This window comes from Streptococcus suis, assembly GCF_002960625.1.
GTDB classification, from domain to species: domain Bacteria; phylum Bacillota; class Bacilli; order Lactobacillales; family Streptococcaceae; genus Streptococcus; species Streptococcus suis_T.
The window spans coordinates 62,426-84,529 of record NZ_POJH01000034.1; the positions used below are offsets into that span (position 1 = coordinate 62,426).

The 22,104-nt window shown below is 42.7% G+C and carries 18 protein-coding genes; 2 read left to right on the plus strand and 16 right to left on the minus strand.

The features are described from left to right. Positions 1–126: 126 nt before the first annotated feature. The 8 genes from prsA to C1G49_RS08570 form a co-directional block, all read right to left on the minus strand. Positions 127–1,098, minus strand: coding sequence for a peptidylprolyl isomerase PrsA (gene prsA / locus C1G49_RS08535; RefSeq protein ID WP_105125352.1), 972 nt, complete (start codon positions 1,096–1,098; stop codon positions 127–129). A 62-nt stretch (positions 1,099–1,160) separates the two neighbouring features. After that, positions 1,161–1,880 (minus strand): O-methyltransferase, encoded by a 720-nt coding sequence (locus C1G49_RS08540; protein ID WP_105125366.1) that lies wholly within the window; start codon positions 1,878–1,880, stop codon positions 1,161–1,163. A gap of 77 nt (positions 1,881–1,957) precedes the next feature. Beyond that, on the minus strand, positions 1,958–2,506 hold the full coding sequence (locus C1G49_RS08545) for a DUF6630 family protein (RefSeq protein WP_105125353.1): 549 nt from the start codon (positions 2,504–2,506) through the stop codon (positions 1,958–1,960). Positions 2,507–2,529: 23 nt separating this feature from the next. After that, entirely contained in the window at positions 2,530–2,973 is a 444-nt protein-coding gene (locus tag C1G49_RS08550) for a hypothetical protein (protein WP_105125354.1), read from the minus strand. Positions 2,974–3,014: 41 nt separating this feature from the next. Further along, complete coding sequence (locus tag C1G49_RS08555) at positions 3,015–3,749, minus strand: hypothetical protein (protein WP_105113334.1); 735 nt, start codon at positions 3,747–3,749, stop codon at positions 3,015–3,017. Further along, a complete protein-coding gene (pepF, locus tag C1G49_RS08560) occupies positions 3,746–5,548 on the minus strand; it encodes an oligoendopeptidase F (protein ID WP_105125355.1) in 1,803 nt (600 codons plus the stop codon). Before pepF ends, C1G49_RS08555 begins: the two co-directional genes overlap by 4 nt. A gap of 72 nt (positions 5,549–5,620) precedes the next feature. Continuing rightward, entirely contained in the window at positions 5,621–6,247 is a 627-nt protein-coding gene (locus tag C1G49_RS08565) for a hypothetical protein (protein WP_105125356.1), read from the minus strand. A gap of 43 nt (positions 6,248–6,290) precedes the next feature. Further along, positions 6,291–7,235, minus strand: a complete 945-nt coding sequence (locus C1G49_RS08570) for a competence protein CoiA (RefSeq protein ID WP_105125357.1) — start codon at positions 7,233–7,235, stop codon at positions 6,291–6,293. A gap of 163 nt (positions 7,236–7,398) precedes the next feature. Between C1G49_RS08570 and C1G49_RS08575 the strand changes: the two genes are divergently transcribed. Next, complete coding sequence (locus C1G49_RS08575; protein ID WP_105125358.1) at positions 7,399–10,353, plus strand: AAA family ATPase; 2,955 nt, start codon at positions 7,399–7,401, stop codon at positions 10,351–10,353. A gap of 88 nt (positions 10,354–10,441) precedes the next feature. Here the strand turns inward: C1G49_RS08575 and hutG are convergent, their stop codons facing one another. The 8 genes from hutG to C1G49_RS08615 form a co-directional block, all read right to left on the minus strand. Further along, positions 10,442–11,437 carry a formimidoylglutamase gene (gene hutG, locus C1G49_RS08580; protein WP_105125359.1) on the minus strand — a complete coding sequence of 332 codons (996 nt, stop codon included), beginning with the start codon at positions 11,435–11,437 and terminating at the stop codon, positions 10,442–10,444. A gap of 124 nt (positions 11,438–11,561) precedes the next feature. After that, entirely contained in the window at positions 11,562–13,106 is a 1,545-nt protein-coding gene (gene hutH, locus C1G49_RS08585) for a histidine ammonia-lyase (protein WP_161942105.1), read from the minus strand. Positions 13,107–13,140: 34 nt separating this feature from the next. Then, a complete protein-coding gene (locus C1G49_RS08590; protein WP_105114262.1) occupies positions 13,141–14,454 on the minus strand; it encodes an APC family permease in 1,314 nt (437 codons plus the stop codon). A 313-nt stretch (positions 14,455–14,767) separates the two neighbouring features. Then, a complete protein-coding gene (locus C1G49_RS08595; protein WP_105125361.1) occupies positions 14,768–15,193 on the minus strand; it encodes a HutD family protein in 426 nt (141 codons plus the stop codon). A gap of 13 nt (positions 15,194–15,206) precedes the next feature. Then, entirely contained in the window at positions 15,207–16,880 is a 1,674-nt protein-coding gene (locus C1G49_RS08600) for a formate--tetrahydrofolate ligase (RefSeq protein ID WP_105118038.1), read from the minus strand. An 11-nt stretch (positions 16,881–16,891) separates the two neighbouring features. Then, positions 16,892–17,518, minus strand: a complete 627-nt coding sequence (locus C1G49_RS08605) for a cyclodeaminase/cyclohydrolase family protein (protein ID WP_105125362.1) — start codon at positions 17,516–17,518, stop codon at positions 16,892–16,894. A gap of 12 nt (positions 17,519–17,530) precedes the next feature. Further along, positions 17,531–18,430 carry a glutamate formimidoyltransferase gene (ftcD, locus tag C1G49_RS08610; RefSeq protein WP_105125363.1) on the minus strand — a complete coding sequence of 300 codons (900 nt, stop codon included), beginning with the start codon at positions 18,428–18,430 and terminating at the stop codon, positions 17,531–17,533. Positions 18,431–18,470: 40 nt separating this feature from the next. After that, positions 18,471–20,504 (minus strand): urocanate hydratase, encoded by a 2,034-nt coding sequence (locus C1G49_RS08615; RefSeq protein WP_105125364.1) that lies wholly within the window; start codon positions 20,502–20,504, stop codon positions 18,471–18,473. A 233-nt stretch (positions 20,505–20,737) separates the two neighbouring features. On the opposite strand from C1G49_RS08615, the gene hutI reads away from it, so the two are divergent. After that, on the plus strand, positions 20,738–21,988 hold the full coding sequence (gene hutI / locus C1G49_RS08620; RefSeq protein ID WP_105125365.1) for an imidazolonepropionase: 1,251 nt from the start codon (positions 20,738–20,740) through the stop codon (positions 21,986–21,988). Positions 21,989–22,104 lie beyond the last annotated feature (116 nt).

Here is a 22,104-nt window from a genome sequence, read left to right on the forward strand (position 1 = left end):
TCATTCTCATTTCATATTCAATAATGTATTCCATTAAGTAGCAAAATACTCGGCTTAGATGGCTCGCAACAACCGCCAATTTTCTGGACTAAGGGATCGAGTATTTATTCTTAATAGGTTTGGTTCTTACTGACCTGACGAGCTTTCAGTTGTAGAACTTGAAGCTTCTGTTGAAGAACTGCTTTCATCAGTCGCCACATATTGTGATAGAAGGTTCTGGAAGGCAGGATCTTTAATCTTAACATTAGCTTTTGAAAGGGCATCTTTCAAGACAGTTGCTACAAAGGTTGCATCATTTTGTTTTTGTGCAATAATAATTTCCTTCAGCTTGTCCTTGTAATCTTCCCAGTTAGCTGATTTTTCAGATTTAGCTTCTAGTTTAACAACGTAATAGCTAGTTGTGTACGTCGTCATATCTACGACGGTCACTACAGATGCACCAACTTGACCAGCATTCAATGCAAAGATAGCTGATTTAACTTCGGTCGGAACTGTTGTAGAAGTAGAATCAAACTTGATTTCTCCACCGTTTTCCTTAGTTGCAGTATCTGTAGAATTATCCTTAGCCAACTGAGCGAAGTCAGCACCTTCAGCCTGAGCGGCAGCTAGGATTTCCTTAGCTTTTGCTTCATCATCTAGCTTGATGATACGGGCAGTCACTTCTGGAGTGTAAGCTTCATAAGCAGCTTTGTAGTTTTCATCAGTCAACTCTTTTTCAGCGGCTTGCTTGACAGCATATTCTACCAATTTGTTGGTACGGATTTGTTCCTTGTAGGTATCCGTCGTTAAACCTGCTGAAGCAAGAGCTGTTGCAAATGAATCACCGTACTGCTCAGCCATTTTATCATAGGCTTCATTGACCTCTTTATCCGATACCTTATCGCCATACTGTTCTTCAAAAACATGACCGATAACCATAGAAAGCAAAACTTGTTGAGCTTGGGCATTGGTTTTCACCTGCTCGTAGAACTCTGATACAGAGATGGCATTGCCTTTCATGGTAATAATATCTTTATCTGCTGCACTTGAGCAAGCTGCAAGTGTCACAGTTGCAAGGAGGGTCACTGCACCTGCAAGAATTTTTTTGGTTTTCTTCATTTAGAAAATCTCTCCTTTTCTTCATTAACCCTTTCATTATACCATAAAATCTTAAAAAGAGCTTAATTTTCTGCAAGGTTTAGGTCTACATTCTCTACATTTTTTCGTAGCATGAGCAGACCATCACTCATAGAAATCAGACTGGCTGTTAAGTCCGGATTGTCCAGGGTCGCATCAAATAAACGTTGCAAGCCTTTGTAGATGGTCCTCTGGCCACGACGAACTTCCATGATGTCTTTGGCGACATCTCCCCCCTGGAAAATATCATCCAAGACAACCAAGCCACCGACCTTGACCTTTTTCAAGACCTCTGGCAAAAATACGATGTACTTAGACTTGGCAGAGTCCATAAAAACAAAGTCATAGCTATCATCAGGCAGGCTTGGCAGCAAGTCCATCGCCTCACCTTCGAGCAACTCAATTTGCTTCCGACTATCGAACTTAGCAAAATTTTCCTTGGCAAATCCAATCATCTCTTCATTGCGGTCGATGGTGGTAATCTGCGACTGGGGACTATTTTCAGCCATCAACAGAGCTGAGAAGCCAATGGCAGTCCCGATTTCCAAAATACGATCGGGCTGCAGGGTCTGCATGAGCAGGCGGAAATAGGCCACGGTTTCATGGGGAATAATGGGAATATTTTCCTGACGGGCAAAGTCCTCTAATTCCTTGAGAAAACCTGTATGTTGCGCCTGACGTGTTCGCATAAAGTCCACAATCTCTTCCTTGACAACCGGACGGCGCATATTGTGGTTTGCGTTTTTAGAATATGATTCAACCATAGGGTCCATTATAGCATAAGTCGCCAACAATTTCTTCCCATACATACTAAAAGACAGGATTTCTCCTGCCTTTTTGCTTACATATTTTTGGCATAGTCCAGGCGATAACCTAGATTAGCAAAGAGTTTCTGTACTCGTTTTATGGTGGCTACTTTACCGAATAAGAGATGGTACTGGTCGGCATTCATCTCTACAGCAGCCAAACAAAACTGTTCACTAGCATATTTTTCATCAATAATCGCAGCCCAGTCTGGCACATTGCCAGTTTCCTCCAAGCCAGCCGAATCTAGTTTTAACAAAATCCCTGCATTTCGTACAGGCTGTAGACAATCAAAAGCCGCGATAAAATCAAATAAGCGATCCTTGCGTGGTCGAACACAGACGTACCGATTATGCTCCAGTAAAGCTAGTAGAATAAGCAACAAATTGTCCTTTTCTACTTCTCCCACACGATCTAAGAAGGCATCAAATGCCTCTGGTGATAAAATACCTTCTAGCAAGTCTAAAATGTGATTGGGATCACTTGCAAAGACGCTCTCTTTTAATTGGATAAATATATCTCGGTTGCCCTCAGATAGTAGGTCAGCAATCTCAAAAATATCCTGTAAATTTTCTTCTGTTAGCATACTACCTCCTCTGTTTATTATTTTTATTTTGGGAATTCCCAGACGATATGGGGTGCAAGTGGACTGAGGAATTGATACACTTCATTGAAATCAGCTCCAGAAAGATTCTCAAGTTTCACCTCAGCCAAAAGAGTTCCTGTCCTTCCTACAATGCGTAGCCGTTTTGAATAATAATCACGGTATATGCGGACAAGCTCATATTGAATTTTCCCAATTTCTGCTACAGGAATGGTTATTCTTTCTCCCAAAAGTTTGTTTTTATACTCTAAACACTGCTGATTAAGGACAAAGACCGGTCCTTGTTTCCGCCACAAATAAGCATAGAAGGCAGAAGGAACAGCTAACAATAGGTAGCCCAATCCTGATAGAATAGCAGGTTCTGGCTTTAACATTAAGCCCATACCAATCAAGATAAATACCATGCTAATAACAAGTGGTAATACAAAAGATCGTTTGTAGGAAATCATATTCACACTCCTTTCTCAACAAGAGCTTCCAATACACAAGATTAGGGATAAATCCAGTTCATATCTGGAACCAAACTGCTAATATCGCGGTGAATACTATTGAAATCAGAATTTTCCAAGCTATTTAAATTGATTCTGTCCAAAATTGTATCATTAACATCTTTAAAATATAGGTACCTACTTGTAGAATAGCTCCCCGAATTCGAACGACGTTGATACCTCATACTGTATTCTATCGCTGCAATTTCGTTCCAGTAGAGACGATGTTCTTCACGAAACATACCAGCCTTAAATTCAATATACTCCTCAGTCATTACTATTGCAATAGGCTGGCGAGATTTCAGATAGTTACTGATAAGAGCTCCAATAACAAAAGCAGCGGTAATTCCCCAAATAGCTAATATAATGGGAGATATGAACTCATTATTTTGAGTCTGCACCGTCTCGGCTTGTCTTCTAATACTGGATTTCCTCTCCTCCATCCTCTCATTGACAGTATCGACAATCTCTTGTAAACGCTCCTGGTACTCTGCATCCGTTTCATTTTCCATTTTTGGAGAGATGATTCTTGCCCGGTCAAGCGTCATTGGTTCAGCATCGAGTATGTATTGCTCACGGGTAGTCGATAGGTCTGTAGAAGAAGAAGTACTACTCCTGCTTAAGTCCGGTTGTGTAAGAAACAAGAAGAAGATTGTTACAATAGTGGCTGATATCAATATCCAGATAATGGATGTTTGACCTTTTCTATATTCAATCCTATTCTTGATATTGCTCATTTATGAACCCCTTTTTCAACAAGAGCTTCCAATTCTTCCAAACGAGCCTCAAATACCTTGAAGGCATCGTTGAGGTAATCTTCCTTGGTCATGTCTACACCTGCTTTGGCAATGACATTGAGGGAATAATCTGAGCTACCTGCTTTCAAGTAGTTGAGATAGTTTTCTTTGTCTTCTGGACTGCCATTAACAATCTTGTTTGCCAGAGCGGATGCTGCTGCGAAACCTGTCGCATACTGATAGACATAGAAATTGTAATAGAAGTGTGGAATACGAGCCCACTCAAACTGGATTTCTGGATTTTCTTCTGCAGAAAGTCCGTAGTACTTCTCATTTGTCTGACCGTACAATTCATTGAGGAAATCAGCCGTCAAGACTTGACCTTCCTGGTCTGCCTTGTAGATTGCTTGTTCAAACTCGGCAAATTGGGTCTGGCGGAAGACTGTACCACGGAAACCATCTAGGTAATGATTTAGAATAGCAAAGCGTTCCTTGTCATCTTCTACTTCTGCCAAGAGTTTTTCTGTCAAAAGATTTTCATTGGTCGTTGAAGCAATTTCAGCCAAGAAAAGTGAATAATGGCCATAGACATAGGGTTGCGTCTTACGAGTCAACATAGAATGAAGTGAATGGCCTGTTTCATGGATAAGAGTGTACATGTTATCCAAGTTATCCTGCCAGTTGAGAAGCATGAAGGCGTTGGTGTCGTAAGCACCTCCTGAGTATGCTCCTGAGCGTTTTCCTTCATTAACATGGACGTCAATCCAGCGGTTTTCGAAGGCTTCTTTTACAATAGCCGAATACTCCTCACCGAAAATTTCCAAGGTTTCTTGGCATTTTTTGAGAGCATCTTCATAAGAAATCTTGGTACTGAAATCTGACAATGGTGTGTACATATCGTACATCTTCAAGTCATCAATACCCAAGAGTTTCTTACGCAAATTGATATAACGGTGCAAGAGCGGAAGGTGCTTGTTGACTGCCGCTACTAATGTATCGTAAACGGATTCTGGAATAAAATTGGCTGCAAGTGATGCGTGGCGGGCTGAGTCGTACTTACGCAAACGAGCTTTCAGGTTATTGACTTTAACGTTAGACTGCAGAGTCTTAGCGTAGGTATGCTGGAACTGCTCGTAGGTACCGTACATAGCTTCGTATGCTTCTTGGCGGACCTCACGGTTTTTAGACTCCATAAAATGAATGTAGTTACCGTGTGAAAGGGGCACCAAGTGACCGTCCTCATCTGCGATTTCTGGGAAACGCAGGCTAGCATTGTCTAAGACTGAGAAGGTTTCAGCAGGTGACTCGAAAATCTCGCTGGTCGCAGCAAGGACTTCTTCTACTTCTTGTGACAGGACATGGTCCTTGGCTGCTAAGAGTTTTTCAAATTGATGGCTGTACTGCACAAGAGCAGGTTCTTCTGCCTTAAAGGCTTCCAACTGCTCTTCGGTAATGGCCATAAATTCTGGCTCATAGAAGGCAAAAGTCTGAGAAAAAACTGAGTAAATGCTCAGAGCTTTAGCTTGAAATTCCTGGTACTTCCCTTCACGAGTGTCTTGGTCATTTTTCATGGACGCATAGACATAGAGTTTTTCAAGTCGACGCATAAGGCCAAGCTGGGTTTCGCTAATCTCCAAGAGACTCTTAGCAGAATCCAGCAAGTGACCTGCAAAAACCTTGGCCTTGTCTGTTTCTACCTGGATAGCCTCCAACTCAGCTTCCCAAGCCTCATCTGTTGGGAAAATTGTGGTCAAATCCCACTGGTATTTTTCTTCGATTTCATAACGTTGTTTAGACATAATATATCCTCCGTAGCTCATATTCTACCATAAAAAAGCCCCTCTTTCCAACGGAAAGTGGAGGCTTACACTTTACTCACCATCAGTAAAGTAAGTCTTGGCATCTGCTACTGCTTCCTTGACAAAGCTATCATAGAATGCAAGATTGGGGATACCATATTTATTTAACAAACCGTCAACGTAACTGCTTCCTTCAGCCTCTTTGATACTTCCTTTTCTCTCCTGATTATTAGCCTGATGGACAAAATTTCCTTGTAGGTCAATCGTTAAATCTCCATCATTTGCAAAAGCGATAGAGTAGCCACTAGCTACAAAATATTGTCCAATCTGTCCAGTAGCCTCACTTGCCTTCTCTTCGCCTTCATATTCGTCAGTCGCTACTGTATAGTCACCGCTTTCGACGAAATAGGTTACCTTACAACCACTTTGGTAGGAAAGCATATAATATTCATCAGTGTAAAGATATTCCGTACCATCTTCAAAGACTATGAGTGTTCCTCCGTCATCTCCTACTTCTTTAGATGCTACTTTCTGACTATGCTGGGTTGTAAACTTTTGAGCCTCTTTCTCATTGATAGTTTGTACTTGCTGATTCGAGGCAGTGCTCGTTTGTCCTTCCGTATACTTTACAGCACAGGCTGATAGGCATGCCAATAAGAGTAAAGAAGCACCTATTATAGTTACTCGACTCCGTTTCATCACAAGACCCCCTTGTAAACCTTTTCTTTTATTATATCATTATTTACACATTTTGTCTATGAATTATAGGCGGATACAGAACTTGTTTTTCCTTGTCTTGCATTTTGTCATAAAACTTATCAAAAGCTAGATAAATTGGTGTCAGGTCTTGTTTGATTTGGGCAAAGCCAATGGCAGAGCGGGGCAGGCGGATTTGGGGATACCAGTCATCCAAGGACTGAGTGAGCAAGTTTTTCCCTTGCTGGTAGGCTAGCTCCTGCAACTTCATCCACTTAGGTACACGATAATAGAGCTGCTTGGTGATATAGTCTACCAAGTTTTTATCCATCGGACAGGTAAAGTAGGACAAACTTTGCTTGGCATAGGGCAGCCGAAATATATCCAGTAAATCACCCTGACCAAAGGAAAAGACTTTCGTTAGACAGTGAACCTTGCCACGCAGGTCTTCATGAATGAGGTAGCGAAGCCGCAGCTCCTTCTTCTCATCATCCAATTCCCAGAGGTGAAAGCCCATATTCATACTAAAGGAGAGAAACTGCTTGTGCAATTTGGTCAACCTATCCTTGAGCCACAAATCCTTGCCTAGCAACCAGAGAACTTGGTAACCAGCATTACAATAGGCTTGCGTCCGTTCCTGCAAACGAGAAATCGGCAGACTGGAACATTGGACCTCTAAGGCGAGTCGCTTATTCACCAATAAATCTGCTAGTTGGTTGATCTCTGGTAGGTATTTTTCCAACTCAACCGGCTCCTTTTCTGCCAGCCAACTGTAAAGCTCTGATTTGAGGGAAAGGTGCTGGGCAGATTCATTCTCCGTAAAAAACGGGCAGTCTTTCCGACTAACATGGGCAAAGTGCGGTCGCATGATTTTACCAGAACGGTAGCGGACTGGACTAGAACACTGGGGACAGTAAAAGTCTTCACCTCTCAAATCCTGAACTTCTAGGAGATTGAACAAGTGATTGGTTTTATTTTTTACGATAAACATATTTCCTCCTCATCCTATGTATTCGTAAAAGCAGTCAAGATGTTGGCAGGAAGTTGCTCATTCTATTTCAGTAGAAATCATTTCTAAACATCATAATATATCATTTGTTTTCCTTATATTTTTTTGTTATAGTAGATACAAGAACAACTGGAGGCGCTTACTTATGACAAGGTTATCTTGTTTACTATTTGGAACTCCGACTATCTTAGTCAATCAAGCGGAAATCACACCATCCTATGCCAAAATCAGTGCCCTGATTTATTATCTTATGTTAAAAGGTGAAGCCAGTCGTGAAGAGGTAGCTACACTCTTGTGGGGGGATAAAAATTCCGAGAAGGCTAGAAAAAACTTACGGAATACTATTTATCAGACCAACAGAGAGCTAGGATGTGAAGCTATTGTCAGTCCCAGCAGGTCCATGCTTGCTATCAATCCCCATATTGCTATTGCCTGTGATGTGCAGCTATTCTTGTCAGACCCTGTTCACCAGCTCCATCTCTTCAAGGGAGAGTTTCTGGAAAATTTTTATATCAAGAATTGCCAAGAGTTTGACTTTTGGATAGAAAAAATCAAGTCCCAACTGGAAAAGACCTATCTGACAGCCTGCCAGCAGTTGCTGGAAAAACAAGAGCGCTTGTCTGACTTAGAAGAAGCTGAGCACCTCATCCTTCGGATGATTAGCATGGATGAGTTCAATGAAGAGCATTATCTTAGCTTGATGAAACTCTATTTGGAGGAAGGACAGACACGAAAGATTATTGAAACCTATCATCGCTTGGCACAACTGTTGGATAAGGAGCTAGGAATCGGACCTGGTGAAGCGATAAAAAACCTCTATTATCAAGTCGTCAGGGACCATGCAGAGAAAAAAGACACTCAGTTAGCTCCCAAAACCGACTACTTTTATGGAAGAATCGAAGAAATCCATGCTCTCGAACATTTCCTAGCCTCTGTCTTAGAAACTGGTAGTCGTGCCTTTTTCCTCCACGGTGAAGTTGGCTCAGGAAAACGAAGCCTGGTCCGTCAGGTCTTGGCTAACCAGGACCAACGGTTTTCTATCATTCATATCAACTGTTTACCAGAGGACCTCTACAAGCCATACTCCATTTGGCGAAAGATAAGTCATAACTATCAATGGATTTTCCAAGAGACATTGGATACAAGACTGTCTTTGGAAGAAACAAGGAAGCGTGAAGACTTGATTGATGGTTTGGAAAAGACCTGTCAGAAACAAGCTCTACTGTTCTTGATTGAGGATGCTCATTGGATGGATAAAGAGAGTTTACAAGTAGTGCTGGACTGTATTCATGCTCTTAGCCGTGCTCCTCTAGCATTTCTATTCACCAGAAACTTACGGCAAAATAAGGAAATGGATTATCTTGAGCATTACCTGTATAACCATCAGCTTGCAGAAAACCTTTATTTGAAAAATTTATCCCTCGCTGACAGTCAGGACTTTTTAAAAGAACTGAGCCAGCAGGATGCTCTTTCTAATTTAGAGCAAATTTACCATTTTAGTCAAGGCAATCTCTTTCTCCTTGACCAATACGCCCAGCAAATCAGGGAGGGCCGTGAATTCCATCCTCTAACGGCAGCTATTCGGTCAAAAATGGCTTTGCAGGTCCATGGCCTTGATACAAAAGAAGAGGAGTTACTCAACTACCTTTCGACCTGTAGTGCTGGAAGTGATGTTAGTCTATTGGCTGATTTAATGGGACTAAGCCATCATGAAATGGCTGTATTGGTGGATCAGCTAACCAGCAAATCCCTTATCCTGCAAAAAGAGGTTGATGATCGACTGGAAGTGCAATTTCGTCAAGCTGTCTTAGGAGAATTTCTCTACGATCAGCTACCTCTATCAAAAAGAAGAATTTTGCATGAACAAATTGCCTTTCATCTCATCCAAAAATTACAACTTCAACCCAACAACAGCGTCTTATTGCTAAAGATTGCAAGGCATTTTACTGCTGCCAAGCAACCTCTGATGGCTCTGGAATATCGTTTACAACACTTAAATCTGGCAATCAAGTCACACTACGATCTTTTTCCTTTGGGCTCTAGTAAGGACCAACTAAGTGGGGGCAAGGAAGAAGAGAATGTGCTCTGGATCCAGGAACAGTTGGCTGAGGTGCGGGAAACCATGGCTCATCTCGAAAAGCTTTATGGCGACCAGCGTCAGTTCCAGCTTCTTCAAGTTCGATTTGAATTTTATGAAGGTCGCTACTATATCCGAATCGGTAATTACCAGAAGGGGGTTAGCAGTATCCGTAAGGTGATTGCCAGAGCCCACGCCCTCCATGAACAAGATTATCTATTGAAAGGCTATCGACAGTTTATCCATTACTGCATCCAGATTGAAAACATAAGTGACCTGGGCTACTATGCTGAATTAGGTCTGGAAACTGCTATAGAGGCTAATGATCACCAAGCCATCGGAATGTTTCTGCGCTTTAAGGGACTTTTTAATCTCATGTTAGGGGATGAGGAGAAGGCTAGTCGTCTTCTCTACGAAGCCATTGATTGCTTTAGTCTGACAGCTTCTATGCGGAAGAAATACGCCATTCAGATTGCGGCTGCCCTAGATTACTTGGCGGAGATGGCTCAGATTCGCAGAGATTTTCTGACTGCCATCCACCTGCAAAAAGACGCCATTGAATTGATGCAAGACCAGGCTCCTCAATCATCTACTCTTGGTTTTTATATCGGCTTGGGGACTTCCTACTATCATCTGCAAGATTTTGACCAGGCTCATTCCATCTTTCAGGCGGCTATTCAAGAAGTCAATCAACAGATTTATCCTTGGAAGGAAGTACAGCTCAAGCTCTATTTAGCGCTACTAGGTTGCCAGAAACAAGACTACACAGGAGTTCATGACCTGCTAGATAGGAAAGAAGCTTTGATTTCTCGCTATTCTAATCCAAGAGATAAGGGCATGATTTATTACCTAATGGCAAAATTGAAGAATGAAATGAGGGACAATCCCCTACTAGAAGCTACATTTGCTCAAAAATTAGACGAGGACTTGAGCCACTACTACCACATCGCCAAACAATTCCTGAACCCTTATCGCGACCGTTTGCTTCTGGAAGATTTGGAGAATTTCATGAAAGCAAACTAAATAAGCTCAACTACAATCATACAACCAAAAAGGAAGGACCTATTCAGTGATAGTCCTTCCTTTTTTCTAGTTATCCTAGGAAAAGTCTTTATTTTCTGTCGTGTGTTTGAACCAAAATCCGTGTCAGATAGAAAATAAGCGTTGCTGCTAAGTTGGCCGTATGGTTGTCTATATCATGAGGTGGAGATGTTTCAACAATATCGATACCAACAATTTTATCGCTAGCAGCCAAATACTGTAAGAGTAGAACGGCTAGGTTTGGATCAATCCCAAGAGACTGAATGGCGCTGACACCTGGGGCAGAGCCCACTGAAAAACAATCCATATCAATGGTCAGATGGATAGCCTGCTGACGCTGAATAAACTCATCTAGGTAAGAGCAAATTTTTTCATAGCCCATTACGTAGAGATTTTGCCCGGTTAAAAAGGAAATATCTGCTGATTTAGCAACAAAGTCAAAGAGAAAGAGATTGGTATTGTGTTCTTGAATTCCTAAGGCTAAGTAAGGAAATTCGTAGCCCCTTGCCCTACAATCATCATAAATCTGCCGAAAACCAGTACCAGAATTTGGACCTGTTTGGTCATAAGGACGAAGGTCAAAATGAGCGTCGAAATTGATAACAGCAATCGGCTCTTCCTGCTCTAAGCCAGCCTGCAGGCCCTTGTAATGTCCATAGGCCGTTTCATGTCCTCCACCCAGGACAATCGGAAAAAGGTTCAAGTCCAGCATCCGCTGAACAGCTGCAGCCAGACTGTCCTGCAATTCTGCCAAGCTACAATTAGGCCCATCTATGTCCCCCACATCGTAAATCTTGACTTCGTTGCCCAAATGCCAAGGTAGTTTGGCTAGTTGGGTTCGGATACTACTGGCCCCCTCTACTGCTCCAACACGTCCATGATTGATATAGACACCTTTATCACTCTTAAATCCAATGATTCCAAAATGCTTGCCCTCTAAGCGTTCAAGTGTTTGGTTATTGAGATCGATAAATTCCATCACCATGCCCCATTTGGCAGTATAGAGATCATCGTCAACCCCTCTTTGATAGTAGGAATAGGTTGTTGGATAATAGTTACTTAGCATGTTTTCTCCTAGTTATCATCTTCATCATCAAACTCTGACAGAATAGGAGGTCTTGTTCCTTGATAAGACCTCCTATTTAGTATAGCTATCTTATTACTTCCTGTCAAATTCTGATCAGGCTGGCTTAGTCATATTGGATAGTCAGAGAAACTGCCTCTTCCACTGCAGCCAAGAATTCCGGACTTTCAATCACAAGCGAAGCTTTATTGAGCTCGTCGTAGATTTCAATGTCTTTGTCATTTTCGATGAAGTCAACCTGCTGTCTAAAGACTGTATAGGCTGGCTTGGTTCCCTTACCAAGTTGAGTACTGTTCCCTTTCAAATCCAGAGCTTGACAAGCAGCCATGATTTCTGTTGCAAGGACACGGCGAGCATTTTTCAGTATTTCCCCTGCCTTACGGGCTGCAATTGTTCCCATGCTGACAAAGTCTTCTTGGTTTTCACAAGATGGAATAGAATCCACACTGGCTGGATGAGAAAGAACCTTGTTCTCGGATACTAGGGCCGCACAGGCATATTGGGTAATCATAAAGCCTGAATTACAGCCAGGGTGTTTAACCAAGAAGGACGGCAATTTGCTGAGCTGACTATTGACCAAACGTTCGACACGGCGTTCAGACACATTTCCGATTTCTGCAATCGCGATACCCAACAAATCAAATGGCTGAGCCATCGGTTCTCCGTGGAAGTTACCACCTGAAATAACGTGGCCATTCTTACAAATGATTGGATTATCCGTTACAGAGTTGATTTCAATCTCTACTTTTTCCTTGACATAGGCAATCGAATCCTTGCTCGCACCATGAATTTGTGGGATACAGCGTAAGGTATACGGATCCTGCACGCGCTGAATGGTCGCCACTGTCGTGTTACCACTGTCTTCTAAGAGACGACGAATATTTCTTGCCGTCGCAAGTTGACCACTTTGAGGACGGATAAGATGCAATTCTTCTTCAAATGGACTGGTAATACCATTATGAACTTCCAGTGAAAGTGCTCCAGCAATATCTGATAGTTTCAAAAGCTGGATGGCATCGTAAGTCACTAGGGCACCGATGGCTGTCAAGACTGTTGTGCCGTTGATCAAGGCTAAGCCCTCTTTTGCTGCTAGGTGAATGATGTCAATCCCTGCCTGCTCCATAGCTTCCTTGCCTGAAAGTAACTGTCCCTTGTAATAGGCTTTACCCAAACCTAACATTGGTAAAACCATATGAGACAGCGGAGCAAGGTCACCTGATGCACCTAGTGAGCCTTTTTCAGGAATAAATGGATGAACCCCCTTGTTCAACATCTCCAACAATTTTTCAACGGTTTCAAGCCGAATACCTGAATACCCTTTGACCAGAGAATTGATCCGAATCAGCATAATAGCCCGAACCACTTCCTCTGGTAGAGGATCCCCAAAACCGCTAGAATGGGTACGAATCAAATTTTCTTGCAGTTGGATAGTGTCTTCTGTAGGGATACTCACATTACAGAGGGAACCAAAACCAGTGGTCACCCCATAGACAACTCGCTTTTCCCTGACAATATCATCCACAATCTGACGAGAAGCCAGCACATCCGCCTTAGCCTCTTCTGAAATCAAGCACTGTTGACCAGCTCTGGCAACGGCTACAACATCTTCTAAAGACAAACTTTTTCCATCTAATACAAGTGGTTTTGTCATAACTTTCATCCTTTCGTTTTTCAGGAGTGTTCCATTACACTTTCTTTCGTCCATGCATGAAGAAGTAAATCGCACTCGAAATCAATAAACCAATGGCTCCATATACAAAGTTCATTGGATTGTCACCCCAAATCATAATCAAACTGATGACTACAGCAATAGTTGGAATAACTGGACCAAATGGCAGACGGAAAACTACCTGTGCATTCGGCTCATCTTTGCGTAATTTATTAACAGCCAGAGCTGTTGGGATGTATTGGAAGAAACGGAAGACAACACTGAGGGTAGCTAGAATTTCAAATGAACCTGATAATAATAATATAACAGCAATGACACAAGAAATAATAATGGCTACAACTGGTGCATCATTGCCATTTTTTCGAGCAATGGCAGCTGGCAAAAGTCCTTCTTCTGCAATGGCAGCACCGAAACGTGGCACCATAATGGATTCACCCATGTTAAGACCGGTGATGGAAATGAGAGCCCCAATAGATACCAACCAGTAGCCAGCAGGACCGATCATCTTAACAAGAGCATCTTGCACAGGAGCCTTTGTATCCATTATACCAGAACCTAGCATAGCAATGGTACCACCAATAATGAGCATATACAAAATTGAAACAATACTAATGGAACCTAATATAGCTCGAGGAACATTTTTTTCTGGATTTCGCATCTCACCAGCTACGATAGAGAGGGTTTCAAAACCGATAAAGCCATAGAAAATATAGATGGCGGTACCTGAAATCGCTCCGAGCAAGGTTTGTCCTTCAGATAATTGAACAAAAGGACTAAAGTTAGACAAACCTTTAGGGATAAAGATAAGAGCACAAAGGGAGAAGAGAATAATCGGAATTAACTTGGCAATGGTTGCTGTAATGGTAAAGACTTTGGAGGTTCTCAAACCAGCAATGTTCATCAAGGACAAGAGAATGACCAAACCGATACTAAGTGGAATATTCATTCCCTCAAAGGCTGGGAAAGTAATGATGAACATCTTAGCAAAACCTGCTGCCATAGCCGCCCAGGCAAACATGGTCACCATCCAGCCTAAGATGCCGACATTAAAACCAATAAAGTCACCAAAAGCACGTTTAGAATATTGAAAGGCACCGCCGTTTTTTCCAAAGTACCCTGCTACCTCAGCAAAACAGACCGCCAACATGATGGTCAAGATAGCCGTTCCTAGCATAACAGCGATGGAAGCTGGACCTAGGTCCCGATAAATATTTTGCGGCAAGAGAAAGATACCAGACCCAATAACAGCGTTAATACCGTATAAGGTCGCTCCTGTCAGAGAGAATTTTGCACTCTCCTGCGTCGATAACTGTGTCTGTTTGTTTTCCATGATATGATCTCCTAAATCTTCTTCTAGATCATGTTCCTACCTAGGTCAGTAGACCTAAGTTTAGCAATCAGTGCCTTAGGCTTTTGGCAAGCTTGACAAGCAGTTAGATGAAGGGATCGGGGAGGCAACTCTTTGGTCTCTACAACCAGCAATTCCTTTGCGGCTAGATGACCACTTCCCCAACCTTCTATATGGAAATCCAAATCGACTAAGGCATAAATATAGTCTTTTAGTTTACTTTTAGTACTAGGCAACGAGCCGCAGGCATAACTGGAGTTAGGCAAGGCGAGTTAACGAAGTAATAAAAGAAAAACTAAATGACGATAAATTGAAAATCATCCCCACACTCTACACCCCACTTGTTCTCATCCATCACCTGTAAATCAGCTTGCACACTATCGTCAAATATAATATTAAAATCCTGTGCTTTTCCTACGCATTGGATGGATTGTTCCCCCTCAAACCGATGGATGTGATAAGGAGCCAGAGTTACTTGTTCGCCACTATTCATATCCTGCAAGACAATGGTTTGGTCTAAACTTAATAGAATGCGGTGATATGAAGGTAGCGAGGTAAAGGTAGATTGTTCCGTGTCCATACTTGCTGTGGACAATCGAAATTGAAAATTTCTTTCACCATAGGAAGACTGAGCAGGAAAGAGATAGAGTTGAGTGGTTCGTCCACCTGACCAGGAGGTTTCTTGGTAATCACTTGTTTTATACTTTTCAACTCTAATCATCCTTCCACCTCTCTTAGAAAAGACCTGTGATATTGCCCTGGTTGTCAATATCAATTTTTTCACTCGCAGGGACCTTTGGCAAACCTGGCATGGTCATAATGTTTCCTGTCAAGGCGACGATAAAGCCAGCACCTGCTGAAACTTTGACATTGCTAATAGTCACTGTAAAGTCTGTCGGAGCTCCTAAGAGATTAGGGTTATCTGAGAATGAATACTGGGTCTTGGCCATACAGATTGGATAGGAACCAAAACCTAGTCTTTCCAGTTCTGCTATTTCTTTTTTAGCAAGTGTTGAGAGTTTAACCCCTTGACCACCATAGACTTTTGTAACAATTTTGTGTAATTTAGTTTCAATCTTGTCTTCTACATCATAGACAAATTGGAAATGATTTTCTTCTTGAGCAAGTTGGACGACTTTCTCTGCAAGTTGACGCCCTCCTTGACCACCATGTGCCCAAACATCAGACAGTACTACATCAACACCACGTTTGGCACAAGCAGTAGAAACTGCCTCTAATTCTGCCTCTGTGTCTAGTGGGAATTTATTGATGGCAACAACCGCAGGCAAACCATAAACTTCCTGAATATTCTCCAAATGTTTTTCAAGGTTTGGTAAACCTGCAAGTACTGCTTCTACATTTTCTTGAGCCAGGTCAGACTTGGCAACTCCTCCGTGCATTTTAAGGGCACGAATAGTAGCTACGAGTACAACTGCGGATGGTCGTAAGCCACTTAGACGACACTTGATATCTATGAATTTTTCAGCGCCTAAATCTGCCCCAAAGCCTGCTTCTGTAACCACATAATCTGCATATTTTAAGGCTAATTTAGTAGCAAGAACACTATTACAACCGTGAGCAATATTGGCAAACGGACCACCGTGAATAAGGGCTGGGGAGTGTTCAAGGGTTTGTACAAGGTTAGGATGAATGGCTTCTTTCAAGAGTGCTGCCATTGCCCCAGCTGCCTTAAGATCCCCAGCTGTAACCGGTTGACCTTGGAAATTATAGCCGATGATAATTTTTTCCAGTCGTGCCTTCAAATCAGCTATATTTTCAGATAGGCACAGAATAGCCATTATTTCTGAAGCAACGGTAATATCGTAGCCATCTTCCCTAGGTACTCCATTTACCTTACCATGCAGGCCATCGACAATATGGCGGAGCTGGCGGTCATTCATGTCTACTACTCGCTTCCAGGTAATCCGACGACTATCAATTCCCAAGGCATTTCCATGATGAATATGATTATCAATCAAGGCTGCCAGCAGGTTATTAGCTACACCGATGGCATGAAAATCTCCAGTAAAATGCAAGTTAATATCTTCCATTGGAACAACTTGGGCATATCCACCACCTGCTGCACCACCTTTAACCCCAAAGACAGGTCCCAGAGAAGGCTCACGTAGGGCGATAATAGCCTTCTTACCAATAGCAGTCAAGGCATCGACCAAACCGACGGAAGTTGTTGTTTTTCCTTCCCCTGCTGGAGTTGGTGAAATAGCCGTTACCAAAATCAATTTCCCATCTGGTTGATCTTTCAAGGCTTCTAACTGACGACTGTCAATTTTAGCCTTGTATCTACCATATAAGGATAAACTTTCTTCTGGAATACCTAAACGGTCTGCTACCTGTCCAATGGGTTCCATTTGGACGGAATTCGCAATGTCAATATCTGATAAAACCATGGCTCCCTCCTTTAAACAATCTGGAGAATGTCTTCATATACCTGGTCTGCTAGGCTAGACCCAGCTTCCAAAATAGTCTGGCCTTGTTGGCGATAGGTTGCAACAAATTCTTCATCCTTGATACCAGATAGATTGATGAGAACATTGAGCCAGGCCCCCTGCAAACCAGCCTTGAGCGAGAGGGCTGCCACCCCCAAATCACTGGCTGCATTGGTATTGGACTTGCCGACTGCCTCTGCTGTTACCTGAAGTGCCTGCAACATCGTTTCCATCATGCCAAACGGAGAGAGCGTTGCTGCCTTCAAGGCTGCCTGCATAGCCCGCCTGCGCGCTTCTTTATCTTCCTCTGTTTCCTTGGGCATATCAAAAACAGCTGATACCTGATTGAAAGCTTCAGTGTCCTCGTCTATTGCCCGCAATAAACGCTCTTGCAAGTCACCAGCTACGTTATGAATGTCTTCAATAGCAGCCTGATAGTCAGCATACTTTTTCTTCCCAAGAGTTAACTCGCACACCATTTTTGTCAATGAAATACCATTGACAGCCGAAAGGGCTGCTGCTGAGCCTCCGCCTGGTGCTGGAGCATCTGAACCCAGTAATTGAGCAAATTCTGTAAGGGTTAAATCAACTAATGCCATCGGTCATACTCCTTATCCCAACAAATGATTTTCTAGTACCTGCTTGCTGTAATCAAACTCTTCCAATTGCAAGTAGTATTCTGCCACATCAACCAAGGCTTTTGCAGGTGCCAATCCAACGATTTCAGAACCAATAATCGACACACCATATCTCTTAGCCTCAAAACGAATGGTTTCAAAGGTACGATAAAGTGAGCATTTTTCCAAGTTCACCATATTCATTGAAACCTGGGCAATATTTCTTCCTTCCAACATGACACCGATGGCTTTACAATACTTGTAGCCTCCACCTGAACCACGGATGATTTTGGCAATCTTGTTGGCAATTTCTAGATTGTCTGTATCCAAATTGACATTATAGGCAACTAGAGGCATCCGAGCGCCGACTGCTGTGACACCTGCTGTTGGATGAATCTTCCTTTCACCGAAATCAGGCGCCCAGTCTTCTTCCAATAATTTTTCAGGCATGCCTTCAAACTGACCCTTGCGGACCTTAGCCAGATTTTGTCGTTCTGGTCTGCTTGCTGCTTCTTCATAGAGGAAGACTGGAATAGTCAATTCTTTATTGATACGCTCAGCGACTTTCTTAGCTAGTTGAACACATTCTTCCATGCTGATGTCCTTTACAGGAACAAATGGAAGTACATCTGTCGCTCCCATCCTTGGGTGTTCACCTGTGTGCTTGGTCATATCAATCTTTTCACTAGCATATTTGACCAGTTGAAAAGCTCCTTCCTGAATACTTTCTTCATCCCCCACCAAAGTAAACACACTGCGGTTATGACTTTGGTCCGAAGAATAATCCAGCAAGGTCACACCCGGAACACTCTTAGCAGTCGCTACCAAGCCATCGATGATTTCCTGGTTACGTCCCTCTGAAAAATTTGGAATACATTCTACAAGTTTTGCCATTTGAAAACCTCTTTCTTATTATGATTGTTTAGGCGATTACTTATTTTTCAAACAATTTAGCAACAGAAGACTGAATTAAGTCCTCATCTGCCAAATAAGGAATGGTGATATGGTCTGTACCTTGACGCATTTGGTTGTACTCAATAGCCGTTTCAATCGCATGGTCATTACGAGCCCAGTTCCGACGCGCTACACCACCCATGGTATCCCAAGCGATAGCTGATTTGATAATCTCATCCACGCGCTCGCTTCCATCCAATACCAGACCAAAACCACCATTGATAGACTTACCAATACCAGTACCGCCACCATTATGGAGGGCCACAAGACTCATGCCACGCGCCGCATTACCAGCGTAGCACTGAACAGCCATATCGCAGGTTACATTTGAACCATCCTTGATGTTGGATGTTTCACGGAATGGAGAATCAGTACCTGATACATCGTGATGGTCGCGACCTAGCATAACAGGCCCAATTTTTCCTTGACGAATGAGCTCATTGAACTTCAGCGCAATATTTACACGACCCATACAATCTTGGTACAAAATCCGTGCCTGAGTTCCTACGACCAACTGATTTTTCTCAGCATCGCGGATCCAGTTGTAATTGTCACGATCTTGGTAACGGCGAGTTGGATCAATCACATCCATAGCAGCCTTGTCTGTAGTAATCAAGTCCTCATGCTTGCCACTCAAACAAACCCAACGGAATGGACCGTAACCATAGTCAAAGAGCATTGGTCCCATGATATCTTCTACATAAGAAGGCCAGATGAAGCCATCTTTATCATCCAAACCATTCTTAGAAATTTCCTTGATACCTGAGTCATAAACTGACTTCATAAAGGCATTGCCATAATCGAAGAAATAGGTTCCTCGGTCAGTCAGGGTCTTAATAGCTTGATAATGACGTTCCAGGGTTTTATCCACTAGACCAACAAAGTTTTCCTTATCCTCTGCAAGTAAACGAGTACGCTCCTCAAAGCTGATACCGACTGGACAGTAGCCTCCATCATAGACATTGTGACAAGAAGTTTGGTCAGAGAGCAGGTCAACTGGAATATTCTTTTCAACTACATATTCCAGCAAATCTACAATATTTCCATGATAGGCGATTGAGGTAGATTGGCCTTTCTCTTTCGCAGCCAAGGCCAAGGTCAGAGCTTCTTCTGGACTTTCTGCCAACTGACTAATCCAACCTTGTGAATGGCGGGTTTCAATCCGTGACTGGTCTACCTCGGCTACAATAGCAACTGCCTTAGCAATTTCAGCAGCCTTACCCTGAGCTCCACTCATTCCACCTAAACCAGATGAAATAAAGAGTTTACCTGTCAAATCCCCATCATCAGCTACACCCAATTTCAAGCGACCAGCATTGAGAAGTGTATTGAAGGTACCATGAACAATTCCCTGAGGACCAATGTACATCCAGCCCCCAGCTGTCATCTGACCATAATTGGTCACTCCCATTTCCTCAGCGATTTCCCAGTCCTTCATGTTGTCGTATTCACCAACCAACAAACCATTGGTAATAATGACACGCGGTGCCTCTGGTTTGGATTTAAATAGACCTAATGGATGACCTGATTCTACTACCAAGGTCTGTTCTTCTGTCATGACCTCCAGGTATTTTTTGATCAAACAATACTGCATCCAGTTGGCACAGACCGAACCTGTTTCCCCATAAGTGACTAACTCATAAGGATACAAGGCAATTTCAAAACTGAGGTTGTTATCAATCATGACCTGCATGGCCTTGGCAGCCGTACAATTTCCCTTGTAGTCATCAATCGGCTTGCCATAAATTCTTTCTTTTGGACGCCAGCGATAGCCATAAATCCGCCCACGAGTTTTTAACTCTTCCAAAAATTCTGGAATGACTTCCTCATGGTATTTTTTTGGAATATACCGCAGGGCATTTTTCAAGGCAATCTCCGTCTGAGCCTGTGTTAAGCGAAAGCCCCTGTCTGGTGCTCGTCTGATGCCTTCCTCAAAGACTGTCTTTTCAGGCAAGACATCATCTAACTTGATGGTCATTGCTGCCGCAATATCTTTTTCTTCAAAATGTGACATAGGTCATCCTCCTTTTGAATCTAGTGCTTGTTTCCTTCCCCAGAAATAGTCCCATCTCCGAGCAGGAATTTTCTATACATCCCTAGTTTACCTTTCATTCGTCTATATAAAGTCTGTTAATATGTTATTTTAACAACTTTTTATTTTTTGAGAAAAAAGATTTATTTTTGACAAAAATTTGACGGTTTTGTATTATCCTAGAACTAAGAACATCATACAAGGGAGGACGCACTATGTTCGCAGACAAAATATTGACCCATTTCAATCAGGTATTTTGCCCCAATGACCCCGGTCATCCTCTAGCTGGTAAGGAAATGGCTACAGCCACTATCTTAGAAGACGGCTACATAGCCATCAAGGATGGAAAAATTCTCGCAACTGGGACTGGAGAGCCTCAAGCAGACTTAGTTGGCCCTGAAACGATTCTTCTTTCATGTCAAGGAAAGGTGGCCACCCCTGGACTGATCGATTGCCATACCCACCTGGTCTATGGAGGAAGCCGAGAGCATGAATTTGCTCAGAAACTAGCTGGCGTTTCTTATCTGGATATTCTGGCAAATGGTGGAGGTATTCTGTCCACGGTTCGTGCAACCAGAAAGGCTGATTTTGATACTCTCTATCAGAAATCCTATAAACTACTGGACTACATGCTAGACCATGGTGTGACTACCGTAGAGGCTAAAAGTGGCTATGGACTGGACTGGGAAACAGAGAAAAGACAGTTGGCAGTGGTCCAGCAACTTCACAAGGATCATCCTATTGACTTGATTTCAACCTTCATGGCAGCCCATGCCATTCCAGCAGAATATAAGGGAAATAATCAAGCCTACTTGGACCTCATTATAGAAAGCATGTTGCCACAAGTTAAAGAAGAAAATTTGGCAGAATTCTGTGACATCTTCTGTGAGCAAGGAGTCTTCACAGCAGAAGAAGCCCGTAGTCTACTCACAAAAGCCAAGGACATGGGCTTTAAACTCCGTATTCATGCTGATGAGATAAAAAGTATTGGTGGGGTTGACCTGGCTGCTGAACTGGGAACAGTCAGTGCCGAGCACCTGATGGTGATTACCGACCAAGGCATTGACAAACTAAGTCAAGCTAAGGTTATCGGCAACCTTCTTCCAGCAACAACCTTTAGCCTCATGGAAGACACCTATGCACCCGCTAGAAAAATGCTGGATAAGGGCATGGCCATCACCCTTTCAACCGATAGCAATCCAGGCAGTTGCCCAACTGCTAACCTGCAATTTGTCATGCAGCTTGGCTGTTTCATGATGCGTTTAACACCAGTTGAAGTCTTGAATGCTGTGACCATCAACGCCGCCTATTCCGTAGATAGACAAGCCCATATCGGTAGCTTCCACCCAGGAAAAGATGCTGATATTAGCATCTTTGATGCACCCAATATCGACTTCCTCTTCTACTTCTTTGCTACCAACTTAAGAGACCAAGTCTATAAAAAAGGCCTCTGTGTCAGAGGTTAAAACAGTCATAACCACCCGTGAAAACGGGTGGCTTGTACACCGGCTATAAGCCGTTTCTCTCCAGCGACGTCTAAAGACGTTCGCTGAACTTCGTTCAGGTTAGTGCTATAATTACT